The organism is Pseudoalteromonas sp. SANK 73390, from assembly GCF_054966645.1.
Map to the genome: position 1 here is coordinate 62,593 of NZ_ARPN01000042.1, position 18,635 is coordinate 81,227.

Here is an 18,635-nt window from a genome sequence, read left to right on the forward strand (position 1 = left end):
TACCAGATTGAAACATACAGTTAACACCAAAAGCAACTTTATTCAACATTACACCTATGATATTACGACCTATGATCTGCCTATGTGTAATAACAATTGCACATTAGTTATCTTTTTAAAGAAACAAACATGATTACCCACTTGTTAAGTGGGGTTTGATACTTAATTTTTTTGAACAAATTGCAATAATAAAAAAGGCCGTAAAAACGGCCTTTGCTTTAAGGTTAATTAATCGTTTACTTTGGTGTCGCTGTTACATTAAGTGTAATACCACTTGACGCTCTATAACCATATATATCAATGTACCAAGTACCTGCTTGAGGGTTTTGTAGTGAACAAGATTCATTATTGCTGCCACTCTCAGAGCTACAATCATTATTAGACGTTGTTGATTGCTTACCACGTGTTACAAACAAGTCAGCATCACCAGAGCCACCTGACGTTGTTACGTTCAAATCAGCGTATCCATCAGCTAACTCAAGTGTAAAGCGTGTCCAGTTACGACGAGCAACGCTAATACCGTTTTCTACAATTGCAATTGGCTGAGTACCTGGGTTTGTGGTTCCACCTTCCGTGAAACTTGCAACTAGAGATACACCCGAGAATGCACTATAGCCTTTAACCATGACATGATAAGTGCCACCAGATTGAGTTAAAGTACAACCTTCGTTATTGCCACCTGCGTATGGACGACACTCAAAATTTGAATCACTTGGCTTAGAACCAAACTGTGCGTACAAATCTGCATCACCTGTGCCGCCATTCATGTTCACTTTAACATCAGTCGCATCTGCAGGAACTTCAAAAGTGAATAGTATCTCTTCACCTGCTGAGCCAGAAAGACCGGATTTAGCAACACCATTTTCTAGCTCATTACCTACTGGCGGTTGCACTGGACCACCAGTTCCATCACAACCATTTTGCGTGATAGAGTCAATTGCATCTTTAGTTTGTACTAAGCCATGGCCAAACTTAACATCGCGCCCTGTTGCACCTAAATCTTGTGCTGTTGCTGTTAATACCGCTCGAATTTGTTCAGCAGTACAACTTGGATGGTGGCTCCACACCAATGCTGCAACACCTGCCACATGAGGTGATGCCATTGAAGTACCACTCATCAAGCCATAGTTGCTTGCATCAAGGTTAACAGACGCCGTCATGCCAATATTATTTAACATTTGTGCGCCGTCAGTGTCACTTACAGTAACCGCAGGAATAGTCGTTTGATTAGTATCACCTAAAGTACCACCAAAAGAACCAGCAGCATTGTTATATAGAATAGCGCCAACACCACCACTGTCTTCACAGTTTTTAACTTTATCGTGAAATGAAATATTACCACGTTCAATTAAGCAAACTTTGCCATTTGCGCCCGCATCAATTGCCTCACCTGTCGCAAAATTATATAGAGCTGCATTGGCATTACCTTGGTTTTCCATACCATTGGAGTCATATGATTGACCTGCAACGGATAAAGATACAATTGAGCCTAAGCCTTCTGGGTATGTTGAGTTTACATCAACGCCAGGACCTGAAATTTCAACTTGGCTATTTTTTTGTGAGAAATCAGCGAGATCTTTATTGCTGTCAATTGCTGCAACTGACATCACTGAGTCATATGATGCTGGATAGCTTTCTACATCAGTTGTATTTGTAGGTACACCGTCGTTACCAGCAGCGGCTATTAATAACATTCCAGCATCAGCTGCGGCTTGAATACCATTACGTTCAGTTACGCTTGAACCTTCACCGCCCAAACTCATATTCACAACATCAGAGCCTGCTGCTTGACATTTATTAATAGCATCAACTAACTCAGAAGAGTAACCCCAGCCATCATCATTAAATACTTTAATAATATGCATTGATGGATCAGTGCCAATAACACCTCGCACACCAATACCATTGTTAAGTGCTGCGATGGTGCCAGCTACATGCGTTCCGTGAGGACCACCGTGATCATACCAATTACCAGTACCCGAGTCGTTAGTACCTGAGACAGTAGCACCACGTGTGCCCATATCTTCATGTGGTAAATCAAGGCCTGAATCAATAACACAGATTTTTTTACCGCCATTTGCAGCTGATGCTACAGAATCATCAACCAAGTCAGCTTGAACCATTGCAATACCATATGGTTGCGTTTGCGACATTAAGCGACGAGGTAAATCTTCTTCAACATATTCAATTTGACTGTCATTGCGAAGCGCTAAAAGTTGTGTGTCGCTCAGCTGTGCAACCACTGCATTTAAACTTGCTTTGAATTGCGCATTTTGCACACCAAGTGTTGCCATACGATTGGCTGTCACTTGTGGCATGTTACTGTTGTTTTGAAGTGCCATGGCCATAACAGCATTGTCATTTTTATATTTAACAATGTAACGTTTTGGCAATGGAGATTCGGGTTTATCGGCAACTTGTTTAAATGTAGAGGCCTGTAATGATGCAGATACCGCAAGAGATAACATTGTGGTAGCGAAAAGTACTTTATTTTTTGTTATTTTTTTCATTGGAATAATCCATGTTGTTATTATTTTCATAACAGAATGTATCAAAAAACAAAATAATTAACACCACTGTCTAAAAGTAATTGTAAAGAATTGTTAATCATACTGTCACAAAATAAAGTAAACTCTATTATTAACAATAATTTAAAAAACTTAATTAATAGATCAAAAGCTCGATAAAAGTTAAATCAAACGCCGGCCGTCCCTTTTTTGTTAACATTAGAATTAACTAGGATCTCGCTCAAAAGCCATTGGGTTGGCAAAACAAACTGCAAGATAAGCTAAAACATTCAATGTATGAGTGGCAGGATTAAATAGATGGTTCTGCGCGCTATCGGCGTTCAAGGTATTTACTTTAACAACCGCTTATTTAGCCGTTGGATCGCAACATGTTGAATTAATAATGCAAATCTAACCTTCATGAAAAACGCTTCAACCAATTATTTAGAAATGGCTGTGAGTATTTTATTGTTGTTGTTATGGGTGACACCCACTTTGTTAGGAAAAGCGCCAAAGTGCTGCGTTTACGCTTAATTCTAATTACTCATTGAATATAGGCGCTGTTTTTACACGCACTTGTTGTATTTAGCTTTAGCTTATTAATGTCTATTGCTGCTAACATCAACTTTGCAAGTAGTGTTTTATTTGTCTCTTTTTGCGCTGCCAAATACAGTCGAGCAGTCAGCTTTGGTACTTCAAGAACAAGCTCCCATTTATCTTCTACGCCCATCGTCATGGCCATTTGCTCTACAAAGTTTTGAGCACCAAATAAAAAATCTACGCGACCTTTTTCTAACATACCACCCGCTTGGTCTAGGCTATTAAGTTTAACCAAATTACTCCCATTAAAGCCTTCATCTTTAAGGTACTTTAATGACGGTTGACCTGTCGCTATACCGATAATATAGTGTTTCAAAATATCCACACTGTAATGCGGTAATTCAACCATACCATCTACCCGTTTATAAAACCCGATTTTCAGTTCACACAGCGGCATAACCCAATGGTATTGATGTTCTCTGGTTTTTGTACGCGCAATTGAATATATCAGTGCATTTGGCGTATGTTCAAACTGCTGCTTGGCACGGTGCCACGGCAACATATAAATTTGGTATTCTAATTGTGCCTGCGCCATTAAAGCGCGCACCATTAGCGTTGCACGCCCAGACATTTCGCCCTCTGTATCTTCATATTGATACGGCGGGAAATGCTCAGTATAAATATCTATTTGACTGTACGCTAAAGCGCTCATACCTACCGACGCTATCCCTAACAAAGCCCTAATAAGAGATCTCATCGTCTAATACCACTGCTGTTTTTCACTAATTATAACGCATCTGCTTTAATGTACTAAGTTTCAAGAACGTCTCTAGTATTTACTTTAGATATTCATTCACTCACGTAAAATTCAAACTATTAGTAAACTAAAAAAGTGTATGAATAATGGAAAGCTTATGTTGAAACGCACATTGTTTGTATTCTCTTGGGTGTTTTTGCAACAATGCACATGCTTGGACAATGCTCGATAAAGACAATTTACGCCTCCCAGATAGCTCCTTGAATACTTTATAGAAGCCTGCTTGGTTATACTCAACACCCCACTGTATTTGAACATCGCTTTTTGTATGTTGCTGTTAACTTAATCACACCCTTACAAAAAGCAAGTAAGTTAATACAAAGAAGCCAGTAATCTTCATGCAAAACTGGCTTCTATCGTACTTGTGCCAGCAATATCTACAGCGCCGCTTTATCAGCACGAGCCTTATGAAGCTTTTTATAACTATCAATTAAACGCTGATGCTTGTCTAAACCATCTAAATTCATATTGGTAGGCGTTAAACCATAGAACTTAACATCACCGTTAATTGAGCCAATAACGTTCGTCATTACTTCTTTACCAAACATACGTTCAAAATTAACGATATAATCCTCTATCTGTAGCGCTTCATCCAATGCAACTTCCAAAACAACCTGCATAGCTTGGTAAAATAAGCCACGCTCGACGGTGTTATCGTTAAATTGTAAAAATGATTCTACTAATTCAATTGCTTCTTCAAGCTCGCCCAGTGCTAGGTAAATTAAAATCTTAAGCTCAAGAATTGTGAGCTGACCCCATACCGTATTTTCATCAAACTCAACACCAATCAAAGTGATAATATCAATATAATTATCCAACTGGCTCTGCTCTAAACGCTCAACCAAATTGACTAACTGCTCATCATCAAGTGCATGCAAATTCAAAATATCTTCTCGATATTGCAACGCTTTGTTAGTGTTATCCCAAATTAGATCTTCAACAGGATAAACCTCGGAGTAATCTGGCACTAAAATACGACAGGCGGTGCCTAAATCTGAAAACTCAGCCACATAGCATTCTTTGCCTAAGCCTTTCAAAATACCAAATAAGGTGTCGCACTCTTGATCATTAGTCCCAGAAAAATCCCATTCACAAAAGGCATAGTCATGTTTGGCACTGAAAAAACGCCAAGAAATAACACCCGTTGAATCAATAAAGTGCTCAACAAAATTCTCAGGCTCAGAAACAGCTAAACTATTAAAAGTAGGCTTTGGCACATCGTTTAATCCCTCAAAACTGCGACCCTGCAATAGCTCAGTTAAGCTGCGCTCAATAGCAACTTCAAAACTTGGATGTGCACCAAAAGAGGCAAATACTCCCCCTGTTTTAGGGTTCATTAACGTTACGCACATCACTGGAAATTGCCCGCCCAGCGATGCATCTTTAACCACAATTGGAAACCCTTGTGTTTCAAGGCCCTTAATACCAGCGACTATACTAGGATATTTATCTAGTACTGACTGTGGTACATCGGGTAATACGATTTCTTGTTCAATGATCTGGCGTTTAACTGCGCGTTCAAAGATTTCTGATAAACACTGAACTTTAGCTTCGTCAAAGTTGTTGCCTGCACTCATGCCATTACTTAAGAACAAGTTTTCAATTAAGTTAGATGGAAAATACACCGTTTCACCATCTGACTGCCGAACATAAGGAATAGAGCAAATTCCGCGTTGGGTATTACCTGAATTAGTATCAATTAAATGCGAGCCTCTAAGCTCACCTTCTGGGTCGTAAATTTCACGGCAGTACTCATCTAAAATACCTGCTGGCAACGCATCATCCGCATCTGGTTTAAACCACTTTTCATTTGGATAGTGCACAAAATCACTATTTGCGATTTCCTGACCTAAAAATTGGTCATTATAAAAGAAATTACAGTTAAGACGCTCAATGAACTCACCTAACGCAGAACACAGCGCACTTTCTTTAGTCGACCCTTTACCATTGGTAAAACACATTGGTGACGCTGCATCGCGAATATGTAATGACCAAACATTAGGAACAATATTACGCCATGATGAAATTTCAATTTTCATGCCTAGCTCAGCCAAAATTCCTGTCATGTCCGCAATGGTTTGCTCAAGTGGCAAATCCTTCCCTTCAATAAAAGTACTGGATATGTCATTTGGCGAGGTCATTAACATCGCCTGTGCATCTTCATCAAGGTTTTCAACAGTGTCTATTTTAAACTCAGGGCCAGTCTGTACCACTTTTTTAACTGTACAACGGTCGATAGAACGTAAAATACCTTCTCGGTCTTTTTCTGAGATATTTTCTGGTAGCTCAACTTGAATTTGGAAAACTTGGTTATAGCGATTTTCTGGGTCAACGATATTATTTTGTGACAGACGAATACCGTCAGTTGAGATATCACGCGCATTGCAATATACCTTAACAAAGTATGCAGCACACAGCGCTGATGATGCTAAAAAGTAATCAAACGGGCTTGGTGCAGAGCCATCACCTTTATAACGGATTGGTTGGTCGGCTATCACCGAAAAGTCGTCAAATTTAGCTTCTATTCTCAAGTTATCGAGAAAATTAACTTTAATTTCCATTATTAAGGTCCTATTTGCTTGCTGGCGAACTCATCAACGTGCTGCGTGTGAGTCACAATAAATATTTAATGGTTAATTATCTTCTTTTTTAAGGCAATAGTCTTGAATTAATTACATCTGTTATGCAAATAGCGCTTCAATTCTTTTTATACTTCGCCGTCGTTTATGCTGCTGTCGTTCACTGTACTCGGCAATATTTTCTCAGAGAAGTTGATAGGAATAATTTTATTTTGGTAGGACAAATCAGGCTTGTAGTTAGCCATAACAATTTACCAAGGGTGAATAAAAGTTATTAGTTCACAGTAACCCTGTGGATTCAGGTCAAATAACAATCAACTCTAAGGGTAAAATTCATTCCTGAAAAGTGTAACTCTACAGCCTCAGCGCCCACATCGACAAACGAAGTAAACGAATCCGCTTATTGATTTAGAGTTAACCATCACTGTATAAAAACGGCCAAAAAGAACACTGTTGCCTATTGACAGAGTCAATACTCATATGAGTTATGTGTACTTTACTGCTATACATATTTAAAAGTGTTCGCGCCATCAAAATACTTAATATTAGCCGCTTTGAAATGCTCTGGTTTTACCATACGGGTATTTATAGCGACTCTATTTGAACCATCATCTCGTTTTTGCGTGTAATGAGTAGTACAGCCACAAATTGCACATGAGTGATACTCGCGTATTTTATTACCCCATTGATAAACGCTATTATTAGAATTTTGTTTTATTACAACTTGATCCGATGTGTAATATGCCCAAAGTGCTCCAATACGGTAACACATTGAACAATTACAGCTTGTCACTGAATCAAGTATCTTTTCAGCCGTTATAGTTATATTCCCGCAGTGGCATGCTGCTTCGATCATGTCGCCTCCTTGATTAGCTAACGCCCTGTCAACAACTTGTTAATTTACAATTACGCTAACACTAATGAAAAGACACTTAGCCAAATCAGCTGACAGCCATAAGAAATACGTTGATGAATTCCGGGGTTACTTTGAGATTTTACGGCTTTATTAGCCATAGCAAATAGATAATAAACAGCAGCGACAACAGAAACAACTGAAAAAATACGAAAATATAGTGGGATAATTTCTGTTTTTGGGCTTATAGCTACTAATATTGGTGCTACAACTAGCGACAGTAACATAATAAAACCAGCCCAAGAATGTACCTTACAATTAAAAGTTGGATTTTTAGTAAATGGATCTGCGTCCATAGGAAAGTAACCTGCTACCCATGTACCAATGCCATGAGCTATTACTAACCAACCCGTAATATTTACTAAGATTGAAACGCTTGAAAACTGCGCCAAATACCAACCGAAAAAGCAAAAAAGAAAGCTAAATGAAATTCTATACTAGTTTTCATCAATATTATTGTGGAATTGACCTTCATGCACGCATTTTATACGTTTGTATTCTCGATGACCGCGGTAACAAGATTGCTCATCAAAAAATAAAGGCCGATAAAACCGAGTTACTTAAACTCATTTCACCTTATCTCGAAGATATTGTTACCGGTGTTGAGTGCATGCATTGCTGGTATTGGGTGAGTGATTTATGTGCTGCTCATGATATTGATTTTGTCCTTGGGCATGCTTTATACATGAAAGCAATTCACGGAGGAAAAGCCAGAAACGATAAGATTGACTCTTATAAAATTGCTAGTCTATTACGCAATGGTAACTTTTCGCTTGCTCACAATTATCCTGCTAAATATGCGTTCAGCATGGCGCACAACTCAAAGCCCATATTGTTAATACAAATAGCCAATACAACTACCCGCCTCTCGAACTTCACATGAAAAACAAAGGTGTTCGACAAGAATCTCAAACGCGCTTTGAAGACCAAGCAGCCCAACGTAACGTCAATTTCGATTTAGCCATACTCGATGCATATGCCAATGAGATTAAAATGCTCGAATATTACTTAAAGAGCAAAGCTAAAAAACACCAGCCTAGTTATTATGCGCAACTGCGTAACATACCCGATATTGGTCTCATTTTAGCTATGGCTATCCTCTATGAAATCGGTGACATCAATCGCTTTGAGTCTGTACAAAAATTCGCATCTTATTGTAGGCTCGTTAGGTGTAAAGCTGAATCTGCTGGCAAAACCTATGACACCAGTGGCAATAAAATTGGCAATGGACATTTAAAGTGGGCCTTCAGTGAAGCCGCTGTGCTTTATTTACGTGGAAACGACAAAGCTCGGCGCTATTTAAACAAGCTATAAAAACGCATGAGTAAAGCCAAAGCATTGTCTGTTCTCGCCCACAAGCTCGGGCGCTGTGTGTATTTTATGTTGAAGAACAAAACGGTATTCGATGATGAACGTTTTTTAAAAAGCTAAGTCGCACAATGGAGTGAGCTATATACCTAACTAGATAGCCATGAACAACCGCGTATTATTTGTGTTTTTGTCAGCAAAAAGCTGAATTTTACAGGTAAGTGTTGTCGAAGTAATAAGCTATTTGCCTTGATTAGGCACCCCGTTGGTGCGCACTAATTTAAGCAATGAATTAAATCGTTTGCACCTTAGCTGAGCCTTAAACTAACTGGAAGAATGAGCCATCCCCTTGAGGGGCGCCAGATTAAGGTTAACCGATGAATGTCTAGTGGTGGCCCTAAACGATAAGCTGTATCGACTGATTTAGGCAGCGATGAGTTCGCAATAAGAGACCCTCAATATGTGTTTGCCGTTAACGATTATAACGACTAACCGACATAGCGAAGTTGAATAGATTTAAAAATTGCAGATACAAATTAGCTGCTTAAAAGCAGCTAAAAAGAATCGTTATGCTTACTTGACCGGAGAAGGTTCATATCAGTTAGACACCGCATACCTTCGATAATATGTACCTATTTTTCCATTCGTAAAGAGCAAGCATGCCTACGAATATGCCTTCTAGGCAAATAAAAATTAAACCAATAAAACTTGCAGTCTGAACATAAAGCAAAACGACGTAGATACACACAACCATCCAAGCCGCATTGGCAACTGCTAGAAAAGATATAGAAGCAGATTTTCTATTGTCTGAAAGAGCAATCGATAAAGCATAACCCCCATAGCAAACATTGGCTGTCGCTAAGAAAAGGATGGTTGAACTGGGTAAGTTATATAAGCTGCCAACCCAGTCTTGCAGAAGAAATAAAAGAACGCCTACTGTTAATCCAGCACTACCGTCTAAATGTAAGATATCTATACTTTTACTGAGCTTCATCCGTGTGCCTAACTATTTAGTATTTATGCAGCACGTTGTTTGTGCTGCATAATCGCTTAAGACCCCGATTTTGCATACTTCACAAGGCCAGTGGGAGGGTGATAACGCTGATTCTGCCTTTTTCTTCTTCACTTTACACATATTGGATCCTTGCGCCTTTATCAACGCCAACTTTCGCTTGCAACATGCATTGGCTAAAAAACCATAGTGACGAATACGCATAAACCCTTTTGGTAGCACATATTGTAAATAGCGCCGCAAGAATTCTCGACAGCTCAGGGTCATTACCTTTTCACGGTGTTTATCTGCATAATCTCGATATTTAAAGCACACGCTTTGTTCATTCACCGACACCAGTCGTGATTCCGACATCGCTCCCTTGCGGGTATATCGCGCTAGATAACTCACTAATTTATCACTGTAGGTTAAACACGCTTAGCTATATACACCCCATTTAACTGATGTCGTTATATGTGTGAGCAAAGTACCTCGCGCATGCAATGCCGCAAGCATTTTCCCTCTAAACACCGTTGATAATGCTTTAACTGGGTATAAATACCAAAGCCCCCCAGAATAAGCCTTTATATATCAAAGAACTAGAAATATTAAAAAATTTGAGTAATGGGGAACATTCATGGTGTTTTGTGATCTTATGAATCGCCAAAAACAACAGTTCTAAATACCATGAATGCGTTTACTATTTTGCACAATATGCTCCACGCAGTCTCCCCTGATTCAATCCACAAAGCCAGATTTAATACTTTATTCGCTTCCGTAAAGTCCCTTTTGTCCTGTCAGCAATGTACATTGACTTCTATCGGTCGTAACCTGGAGTCAAAAACAACTGAAAAACATGATATTAAACGCATTGATCGACTCCTCAGTAATAATGAGCTGTTGCGTGAATCGGCATCGGTTTATGTCAGTTTGAGCCGCTTTGTTGTTACTGAAAAGCATCCCGTTATTCTAGGGGAACGAAAAGGAACGAAAAGGTAAAACAGTGAACGAAAAGGGAACGAAAAAACGAAAAGGGACAGTCACTTTAAGGCCAACTCTCTGAAGTGCTCGTATCAGCTCAAACCTTTTATGGAATCCTGCATCAAGAGAACTGAAATCTTTTTTAATATTTCATTATCCTCTTCAGTCGCTTTACCTTGCGCTCTAACTCACGGTTCTTAAGCTGGTCAGGCGTCAATGGTGTTGCACTAGATAAATTACCTTGACGCTCTTGGCGAAGCTGCCTAGCCCATTTATCAACAGTAGATTTTCCAAGTCCAATGGCTTCAGCAATATCTCTAATGGAGCGATGTTCATCTACTACTTGCTGGGTTACTTCTAAGCGGAACTCGGGAGAATATTTTGGTCGTGTTTGTTTTGCCATTATTACTCCTAATTAAGTGATGTTGATTCTATCACCTCTAATCAGGTGGCCAAATTTATTGTGCCACTACAAATAATATCTCTTAGATCACAGTAACTCAGTGGGTTCAAGGTTAAAAATAGAGCAAAGAAAGAAGTGTAGAATCAGTTCCTAAAAAGAGTAATTTTACAGCCTCAACGCTCCAAGCAGCGGTGAGTAGTATTGCCGGGCTTTTTGCCCGCGAAACGGGTAAGATAAAAGCGCGCCAATATTACGAATCCGACTGACTTGGCTTATTATAATCACTTACCACACTTATTACCGATTTTAAAATGCTTGGGTTCAAAAGTAGCTCGTGTTCACCTTCGATCAGTAACATAGGACAGGCACATAATTGTACAATCATTGCAAGCAACGTTCAATCTGGAAGTGCATCAGTAATTTCATTCACAGCATCAATATCTTTTCACGGTGATCTGTCACTCCGACTATTACAGCGCGAATTTATCGAGTTCAAGGAAAGCAAAACAGCAAGCTGATATGCTCTAGCTACGTTTTGATGGTTTTTATATTCTACAGAAGACGTGCTGTGTTACCCAGCCCCTTTATACCATTTAACGTCATTCTTTGCCGCCTGTCGGCTTAAAGCTTGTTTACTCCCTGCAAAGTTTGCGTATTGTCGCCTAAACCTTTGTACCTGCCCTAACCATACCGTTTCTTCTATATTGAGAGCCACCAATACTCTTGGTATCGAGTGGCTTATATAGCCTTTCTTTTTTGGATGTACATGTCGGCCACTCCAATCTACCAATTCCAAATAATCTAGTAGGCTAAATGGGATGCTGCCTGCTATGCACTCTCCACCAAATGGCTTTAATTCCGCAGGTTGGCTTATATCGGCTCGGTCATCTTTTTGAGGGATGTTTTGGGAGGGGTTTAATTGTGCTTTTTTACTGTTCTTTATCTGAGCTTTAAAGTGCAGCAACCGTTCTTGAATTGACGTAAAATCGCTCTCTTCAAGCGTATTTGCCATATTCGCTCTGATTGGATTTAAATCTACATACGCCATGCAACTCAATAATGCACTTTCATCTAACAGAGCTTGGAACTTATAGCGGCCCTCCCAGTATTTACCTGTGCAGTTATCTTCTTTATTCGCTTCTTTGGCTATGAACTCGTTCAAACTCTTCATATACCAGCTAATGTCATACAACCTCAAACGCCACTTTAACACTATTTCATTGAAGAAATTCATCGTTACATCATCAAGTACTTCTCCGCTGATATATCTATCTACCAATGAATCACCATTGTAAAGTTGATACCAACGCCTAATAACCTCATCATCTGACCAATCAAGCGCGGTTTGCTTATTTACTTTCACAACAAGGTGATAATGGTTACTCATAATCGCATAAGCCGCTATTTCTATCGCAAATACACTACTGAGTAACTTCATTCTCTCAACCAACCACTCCCGTCTGTGATCAAAGTTCTTTCCTGAATACTTATCTTCCCCACACAAAAAAGCACGACGAACACACCGTGCTATCAAATGGTAATAAGGCGTTGCAGACAAATCAATTAAAGCATTCCTTGCTCTTGTCATCTAAATTGCTCACACAAACTGGATATATCAACAGTAGTTAACCTACCAAATTATGCAAGAAATTTGTGCCTGTCCCACCTTGTCCCTTGTCTCCCACCTTGTCTTCCAGCAGTTCCCCCAATGGCCCCAATTGCGTACACTAGGCATGAGCATTGGCTTTCGGGCAACCAAAGGCAAAGAGCCAGAATTAAGCTACCGATATCACATCAGTTCAGCCAATTTAAAATTAAATGAACAGCAACTGGCTAATGGCGTTCGCCACCATTGATAAATAGAAAACAGTCTGAATTGGTACAGGATGTGAGTATGAATGAGGATAATTGCCAAATTTATCAAGATAATGGAGCAGAAAATCTCGCAGTATTACGGAAGTGGGCATTGAACATGCTCAGACAAGAGCCATCCAAATTAAGTATTCCAAAAAAGCAGAAAAAAGCTTGGATGAAAACTGAATATTTAGAGGCTACTTTGACGGCGGGAATAACCGCTGGGTAAAAAGTGCTCACTCATGCGATTGCCCTGGTTACTTCCCCCTGAACTAACTCAGAGCGTGTCCTTATAAAAACAATCTATATTACAAGTATATTCAGTTAAATTTCCACCAGCAATGCGAGGTGTGATTTTTTTATCTAGCGATTTGTCACTTCTAGAGATATTTTTTACTATCTTCTTTTTAAATTTCAATTTCATTGTTATATTCCTTTTTAAGTGTGATTGAGATTCACATTTAATTTATACGCAAGAAATGCCATTGTCTAGCTCCTTGTTCATAAATAATTTTTTATATCATCACATCACTGGAAAGTTCAAAACTAACACAACTAATTTTGCAAAAAAGTATATCTACAACCTAATTCTTCGAGCTATTTAATTCAATAGCGACAACGTGTTTCCACATCTCAATACATAAACTTTCAGTTATTAAAAGTCCCATTACTCATTTTATTTCTGCTTAAAACGACTACTATCTTCATCCCTCAGAGATCGCTTATTTTAGAATCACATAAATTTTTGTTCGATAAATTGAAAGTTTTTAGTAGTTAGTATCTAGCTTTAAGGATTGTAAACAGGCTTTTCTTAACTAATTTGCATTAACAATGGCAAGGCTAGATACCAAGCTCTCATAGGGCAAAAGATCAGCCCTGCACTATTTACCCCTAAAATCATTTTAAGCCGTGAGCTACTTCCAACCCTGCACCCATTTATCTTGATTTTTAAGTTCGGCCCAGTTAATTGAATACTCGTTCCTTGAAATAACCGCTTCTAGCTTACATAAAATAACAACCCCTTCTTCGTCAAACTCTACTTCCGATACTAAGAAATGCTTCTCCCTATTTACCGATTTAATTGCTGTCCATTTGCTATTATGCAATTTAGTAGGGTTTATTTTGTTCATACTTTCCTCGTAATTATTTAGCTATATTAAAAACACGATTTATATTACGAAGATTGCAAAGTTTAAGTTTAATCACTCAGCACGTAATGCTTATTTTATTGCACTATAAAATTTCTCTTATTTCATAATTGTAAAGTTCGCTGCCAACTTTATACTCACATTCATCGCCCAGCGCTTTTTCATACATTGCCTGTCCAATTGGTGAATCTTTGGTAATAACCAGAATACCGTGTTGCTGAATGGTTACTTTGAGCCCCCCTTCACAAGGTCCAAAATAAAACCAATGCACCTTGTCAGCTAGATCGACTGCTTTTATTAAACTACCAACAATAATGTACCTTGCTTGGTTTAAGTCATAGCTCTGTTCAAAAAGCACAATTGATTTATGAATTTCATTAACGCGCTCACTTTGACCATGTGCTAAGTACCCTGATTCAATACTCAATGAATCATATTGCGTTTCTGCAGCACTTTGCTCATGGGTTGCATCTTGTAAAGCGCTATCAGCCGCTTGCTTCGCTTCGCTTAGTTTTGCCTCTAACGCAAATTTAATATGCTCTAAAACATGTATTTTATTCATTTTCATTCTCAAACTTTTACTGACTTACATATAAAGGGAACACTTGTTCATACTTTTTAGAGTTTACGTCTAACATGGTCACCGTTAAACGCCACTGCATAAGCGCTTGGGTACATAGCCCTACCATTGCTTGAGCACTATAGCGCATCTCTAAATTCTGTTTAAAAAATACCGGGATATAACCCATATTCATCTGCTCACCAGATAGTATGGCAGACACAATTTGAGTACCTTGAGGCACGCTTAACTCAATTGTAAATGCTTCTTCTCCAACAATAGTGGCTTGGTCATACCAAAGAGTAATACCTTTTTGCCCTGCACACGGGCTAGCCAAAGTGCAATTATCTATTTGTAAGGAACTTTCACTTTTTTCTGAACTTTCATGTATAATGTTTGAAGGGTCTGAGCATGCGCTCAATAAACTCACAGCAACAAGTGCGTAAAGCCAGCATTTGGTCATTATTTATCCTAATATGCTTTTGCAAAACGGCGATATGGTAATGCAGAATTTGTATATAATCTATATTGATGAATAATCGAGCAAGTTCTCACCCAAAATTTGATTGATGTCATAATTTTAGGTGATTGAGGTATCTTTTCTTTTGCAAAAAAATTATCATTTCCTTGCAAAAATAAGGGTTTCTCGAGTTGGTTTTAAATAGATTTGTAAAATTAGATCTATTTTTAAACGAACTTGTTGAAATAATAAGCAGGGCCTGTTTTTACAGGTAATTCATTTCTAATCGCATTAATTGCAGCGGAATCCAGAAAATGAGCCAAACAGTAGCATCACAAACTGAGTACAATTATAAAGTTGTACGCCAATTCGCTATCATGACAGTGATTTGGGGCATCGTTGGCATGGGCGTTGGTGTTCTTATTGCAGCCCAACTAGCTTGGCCAGCATTGAACTTCGACACTCCATGGTTAACTTACTCTCGACTTCGTCCGTTACACACGAACGCAGTAATCTTTGCATTTGGTACTAGTGCCCTTTTCGCAACATCTTATTATGTTGTGCAGCGCACTTGTCAAACGCGTCTTTTCTCAGACAAATTAGCCGCCTTCACCTTCTGGGGTTGGCAAGCTATTATTGTTTCAGCTGCCATCACATTGCCTTTAGGTATTACAACATCTAAAGAATATGCAGAGCTTGAGTGGCCTATCGATATCGCAATCGCGGTAGTATGGGTAACTTATGCAGTGGTATTCTTTGGTACGCTTATCAAGCGCAAAGTGTCTCATATCTATGTAGCCAACTGGTTCTATGCTGGTTTCATTATTACTGTTGCGGTACTTCATATTGTAAACAGCATGGCTGTGCCAGTATCACTTACTAAGTCATACTCAATCTACGCAGGTGCAGTAGATGCGATGGTTCAGTGGTGGTATGGTCACAATGCTGTAGGTTTCCTTCTTACTGCAGGTTTCTTAGGTATGATGTATTATTTTGTACCTAAGCAAGCAGGTCGTCCAGTTTATTCATACCGTTTATCGGTTGTTCACTTTTGGGCACTTGTTTCTCTTTATATTTGGGCAGGCCCACATCACCTTCACTATACAGCACTACCTGACTGGACTCAGTCTCTTGGTATGGTAATGTCAGTAATCTTATTCGTACCGTCTTGGGGTGGTATGATCAACGGTATCATGACGTTATCTGGTGCATGGCATAAACTACGTACTGACCCAGTACTTCGTTTCTTAGTTGTTTCATTATCCTTCTACGGTATGTCTACGTTTGAAGGCCCAATGATGGCAATTAAATCAGTTAATGCACTATCTCACTATACAGACTGGACCATTGGCCACGTACACTCAGGTGCGCTAGGTTGGGTTGCTATGATCTCTATTGGCGCGATTTATCACTTAATCCCTGCGCTGTTTGGTCACGGCAATATGTACAGCGTTAAACTCGTTAATACGCATTTTTGGCTACATACTGTAGGTGTTGTGCTGTATATCGTTGCAATGTGGATCTCTGGTGTAATGCAAGGTCTTATGTGGCGCGCAGTTAATGCAGACGGTACATTGATGTACAGCTTTGTACAATCTTTAGAAGCGTCTAAGCCTTTCTACATCATGCGTTTCTTAGGCGGTGTGTTCATTGTTATTGGTATGCTTGTTATGGCCTATAACGTATATCGCACTGTATCTGCAAAAAGTGGTTCATTAACCACAGATGCAAACACGCAAATGGCTTAGGGGGTGTAGATTATGAGCAATAATAATTCAGCCAATAAACATGAAATCGTTGAAAAGAACGTTGGCCTAATGGCTATACTGACTGTTTTTGCGATTAGCTTTGGTGCACTGGTAGAAATTACACCACTTATGTTCCAAGAAGATACAACTAAACCTGTTGATGGCCTGCGTCCATTAACTGCATTAGAAATGGAAGGTCGTGATATTTATGTACGTGAAGGGTGTTATAACTGTCACTCACAGATGATCCGTCCATTTCGTGATGAAGTCGAGCGCTATGGTCACTACTCTGTCGCCGGTGAATCAGTATGGGATCATCCATTTCAATGGGGGTCAAAGCGAACTGGTCCTGACTTAGCCCGAGTAGGTGAGCGTTACTCAGATGACTGGCATTATGCACATTTAATGGACCCGCGTTCAGTGGTTCCTGAGTCGAACATGCCAGCTTATCCTTGGTTAGATGAAAACGTACTAGACGGTAAGTTAACCGCCAAAAAGCTTGAAGTATTCAAAGGCTTCGGTGTGCCTTACACCGAGCAAGATATCCAAGGCGCTGAAGCCGCAGTAAAAGGTAAAACAGAAATGCAAGCCCTTATTGCTTACCTTCAGCAACTTGGCACACACTTGAAGTAACTATTATGGATTACGGCACATACAGAGGCATTTTAACTCTGGTAATTTTGGTACTATTTATTGTGATTGTTGCTTGGGCATATAGCAAACGCACTAGAAATCGTTTTGATAATGCGGCTAATGCTATCTTTGAAGATGAAAAAGAGCACAAGAAAACAATCTCTAACGAGGAAAAGGAGTCTGAAAAATGACTAGCTTTTGGAGTATTTGGGTTATTGTATTGACCCTTGCATGTCTTGCTCTGATCTTAGGCTTATTGCTTTGGAACCTAAAGAACTACGTAGGTGTTGAAGAAGGCGAAAGTTGTGGTCATGAATTTGACGGAATTGAAGAAATAAATAATCCACTACCTAAGTGGTGGACTTATATGTTCTTCGCAACATTTGTTTGGGCTGTTTATTACCTAGCAGCTTATCCTGGCCTAGGTAACTGGCAAGGTCTTGCTAAATGGACAAGTTCAAATCAGGGTGTTACATCACTTGCAGAATCTAAAAGAGCAACTGAAGAGGCACTCGCAAATGGTGAGAAAGTACAATTAGACCAAGAAATCATCGCAGCTGATGAACGTTTTGGTCCAATCTTTGAAGCCTTTGCTAAGCAAGATATCGAAACATTAGCAAAAGATGAAAAAGCACTTGAGATTGGTCAGCGTTTATTCTCACAAAACTGTGCTCAGTGTCATGGCTCGGATGCTCGTGGTGGTATTGGTTTCCCTAACTTGACAGACAAAGACTGGCTTTACGGCGGGTCACCTGACAAAATCAAAGAAACCTTACTAATTGGTCGTGTTGCAGCAATGCCACCTTGGAAAGCCGCTTTAGGTGAGCAAGGTGTAAAAGAAATGACAGCCTATGTGTTGAGCCTTTCTGGTCGTAAAGTAAATCAAAAAGACGCCGATGCTGGTAAAGCAAAATTTGCGATGTGTGCGGCATGTCATGGTATGGACGGTAAGGGCTCTGTTGCCCACAACCTGCCATTTGGTGCACCAAACCTGACCGATAATATCTGGCTATATGGTGGCTCTCAACGTGCTGTTGAAGAAACACTTAACAATGGCCGTGCTGGCGTGATGCCTGCTTGGAAAGATATTTTAGGTGAAGAAAAAGTTCACCTGTTAACTGCATATGTATATAGCTTGTCACAAGATAAGTAAAATGCACAACAAGGTTAATTAAGATCAAAAAAAGCNCTTCG

At 39.4% G+C, this 18,635-nt stretch carries 14 protein-coding genes and 4 pseudogenes; 6 read left to right on the forward strand and 12 right to left on the reverse strand.

All coding sequences use genetic code 11. The features are described 5' to 3' along the window. Positions 1-236: 236 nt before the first annotated feature. The 5 genes and pseudogenes from SANK73390_RS04805 to SANK73390_RS04825 all read right to left on the reverse strand — a co-directional run. On the reverse strand, positions 237-2,510 hold the full coding sequence (locus SANK73390_RS04805; RefSeq protein WP_462764210.1) for a S8 family serine peptidase: 2,274 nt from the start codon (positions 2,508-2,510) through the stop codon (positions 237-239). 541 nt (positions 2,511-3,051) lie between these two features. Next, positions 3,052-3,804, reverse strand: a complete 753-nt coding sequence (locus tag SANK73390_RS04810; RefSeq protein ID WP_462764213.1) for a substrate-binding periplasmic protein — start codon at positions 3,802-3,804, stop codon at positions 3,052-3,054. A gap of 437 nt (positions 3,805-4,241) precedes the next feature. Beyond that, entirely contained in the window at positions 4,242-6,425 is a 2,184-nt protein-coding gene (locus SANK73390_RS04815; RefSeq protein ID WP_462764216.1) for an OsmC domain/YcaO domain-containing protein, read from the reverse strand. 520 nt (positions 6,426-6,945) lie between these two features. Then, on the reverse strand, positions 6,946-7,299 hold the full coding sequence (locus SANK73390_RS04820) for a GFA family protein (RefSeq protein WP_462764219.1): 354 nt from the start codon (positions 7,297-7,299) through the stop codon (positions 6,946-6,948). Positions 7,300-7,349: 50 nt separating this feature from the next. Then, positions 7,350-7,775: pseudogene (locus SANK73390_RS04825) on the reverse strand (DUF998 domain-containing protein); the annotation flags it as partial. Positions 7,776-7,780: 5 nt separating this feature from the next. On the opposite strand from SANK73390_RS04825, the pseudogene SANK73390_RS04830 reads away from it, so the two are divergent. Further along, positions 7,781-8,787: pseudogene (locus SANK73390_RS04830) on the forward strand (IS110 family RNA-guided transposase). Between the two features lie 478 nt (positions 8,788-9,265). Here the strand turns inward: SANK73390_RS04830 and SANK73390_RS04835 are convergent. The 4 genes and pseudogenes from SANK73390_RS04835 to SANK73390_RS04850 form a co-directional block, all read right to left on the reverse strand. Further along, a complete protein-coding gene (locus tag SANK73390_RS04835; protein WP_462764222.1) occupies positions 9,266-9,658 on the reverse strand; it encodes a hypothetical protein in 393 nt (130 codons plus the stop codon). Positions 9,659-9,670: 12 nt separating this feature from the next. Further along, positions 9,671-10,216: pseudogene (locus SANK73390_RS04840) on the reverse strand (IS91 family transposase); the annotation flags it as partial. Between the two features lie 562 nt (positions 10,217-10,778). Then, on the reverse strand, positions 10,779-11,039 hold the full coding sequence (locus SANK73390_RS04845) for a transposase (RefSeq protein WP_462764225.1): 261 nt from the start codon (positions 11,037-11,039) through the stop codon (positions 10,779-10,781). Between the two features lie 571 nt (positions 11,040-11,610). Then, positions 11,611-12,627, reverse strand: coding sequence for a transposase (locus SANK73390_RS04850; protein ID WP_462764228.1), 1,017 nt, complete (start codon positions 12,625-12,627; stop codon positions 11,611-11,613). A gap of 112 nt (positions 12,628-12,739) precedes the next feature. Here SANK73390_RS04850 and SANK73390_RS04855 point away from each other — a divergent pair. After that, positions 12,740-13,122 (forward strand): annotated as a pseudogene (locus tag SANK73390_RS04855) (ISAs1 family transposase); the annotation flags it as partial. Between the two features lie 685 nt (positions 13,123-13,807). On the opposite strand, the gene SANK73390_RS04860 reads toward SANK73390_RS04855, so the two are convergent. The 3 genes from SANK73390_RS04860 to SANK73390_RS04870 all read right to left on the reverse strand — a co-directional run bounded on the left by SANK73390_RS04860 (position 13,808) and on the right by SANK73390_RS04870 (position 15,063). Beyond that, complete coding sequence (locus SANK73390_RS04860) at positions 13,808-14,023, reverse strand: TIGR02450 family Trp-rich protein (protein WP_462764230.1); 216 nt, start codon at positions 14,021-14,023, stop codon at positions 13,808-13,810. A gap of 103 nt (positions 14,024-14,126) precedes the next feature. Continuing rightward, positions 14,127-14,603 (reverse strand): GreA/GreB family elongation factor, encoded by a 477-nt coding sequence (locus tag SANK73390_RS04865; protein WP_462764232.1) that lies wholly within the window; start codon positions 14,601-14,603, stop codon positions 14,127-14,129. Between the two features lie 16 nt (positions 14,604-14,619). After that, positions 14,620-15,063 (reverse strand): hypothetical protein, encoded by a 444-nt coding sequence (locus SANK73390_RS04870; protein WP_462764235.1) that lies wholly within the window; start codon positions 15,061-15,063, stop codon positions 14,620-14,622. Positions 15,064-15,374: 311 nt separating this feature from the next. Here SANK73390_RS04870 and ccoN point away from each other — a divergent pair, with 311 nt between their 5' ends. The 4 genes from ccoN to ccoP are packed head-to-tail and all read left to right on the forward strand — an operon-like array spanning position 15,375 to position 18,594. Then, positions 15,375-16,808 carry a cytochrome-c oxidase, cbb3-type subunit I gene (ccoN, locus tag SANK73390_RS04875; protein WP_261592943.1) on the forward strand — a complete coding sequence of 478 codons (1,434 nt, stop codon included), beginning with the start codon at positions 15,375-15,377 and terminating at the stop codon, positions 16,806-16,808. Between the two features lie 12 nt (positions 16,809-16,820). Beyond that, positions 16,821-17,441: a cytochrome-c oxidase, cbb3-type subunit II gene (gene ccoO / locus SANK73390_RS04880; protein WP_261592942.1), complete on the forward strand. Its 621-nt coding sequence runs from the start codon at positions 16,821-16,823 to the stop codon at positions 17,439-17,441. A 5-nt stretch (positions 17,442-17,446) separates the two neighbouring features. Then, on the forward strand, positions 17,447-17,632 hold the full coding sequence (locus tag SANK73390_RS04885) for a cbb3-type cytochrome oxidase subunit 3 (RefSeq protein ID WP_261592941.1): 186 nt from the start codon (positions 17,447-17,449) through the stop codon (positions 17,630-17,632). Beyond that, positions 17,629-18,594 carry a cytochrome-c oxidase, cbb3-type subunit III gene (gene ccoP, locus SANK73390_RS04890; protein WP_261592940.1) on the forward strand — a complete coding sequence of 322 codons (966 nt, stop codon included), beginning with the start codon at positions 17,629-17,631 and terminating at the stop codon, positions 18,592-18,594. Before SANK73390_RS04885 ends, ccoP begins: the two co-directional genes overlap by 4 nt. Positions 18,595-18,635 lie beyond the last annotated feature (41 nt).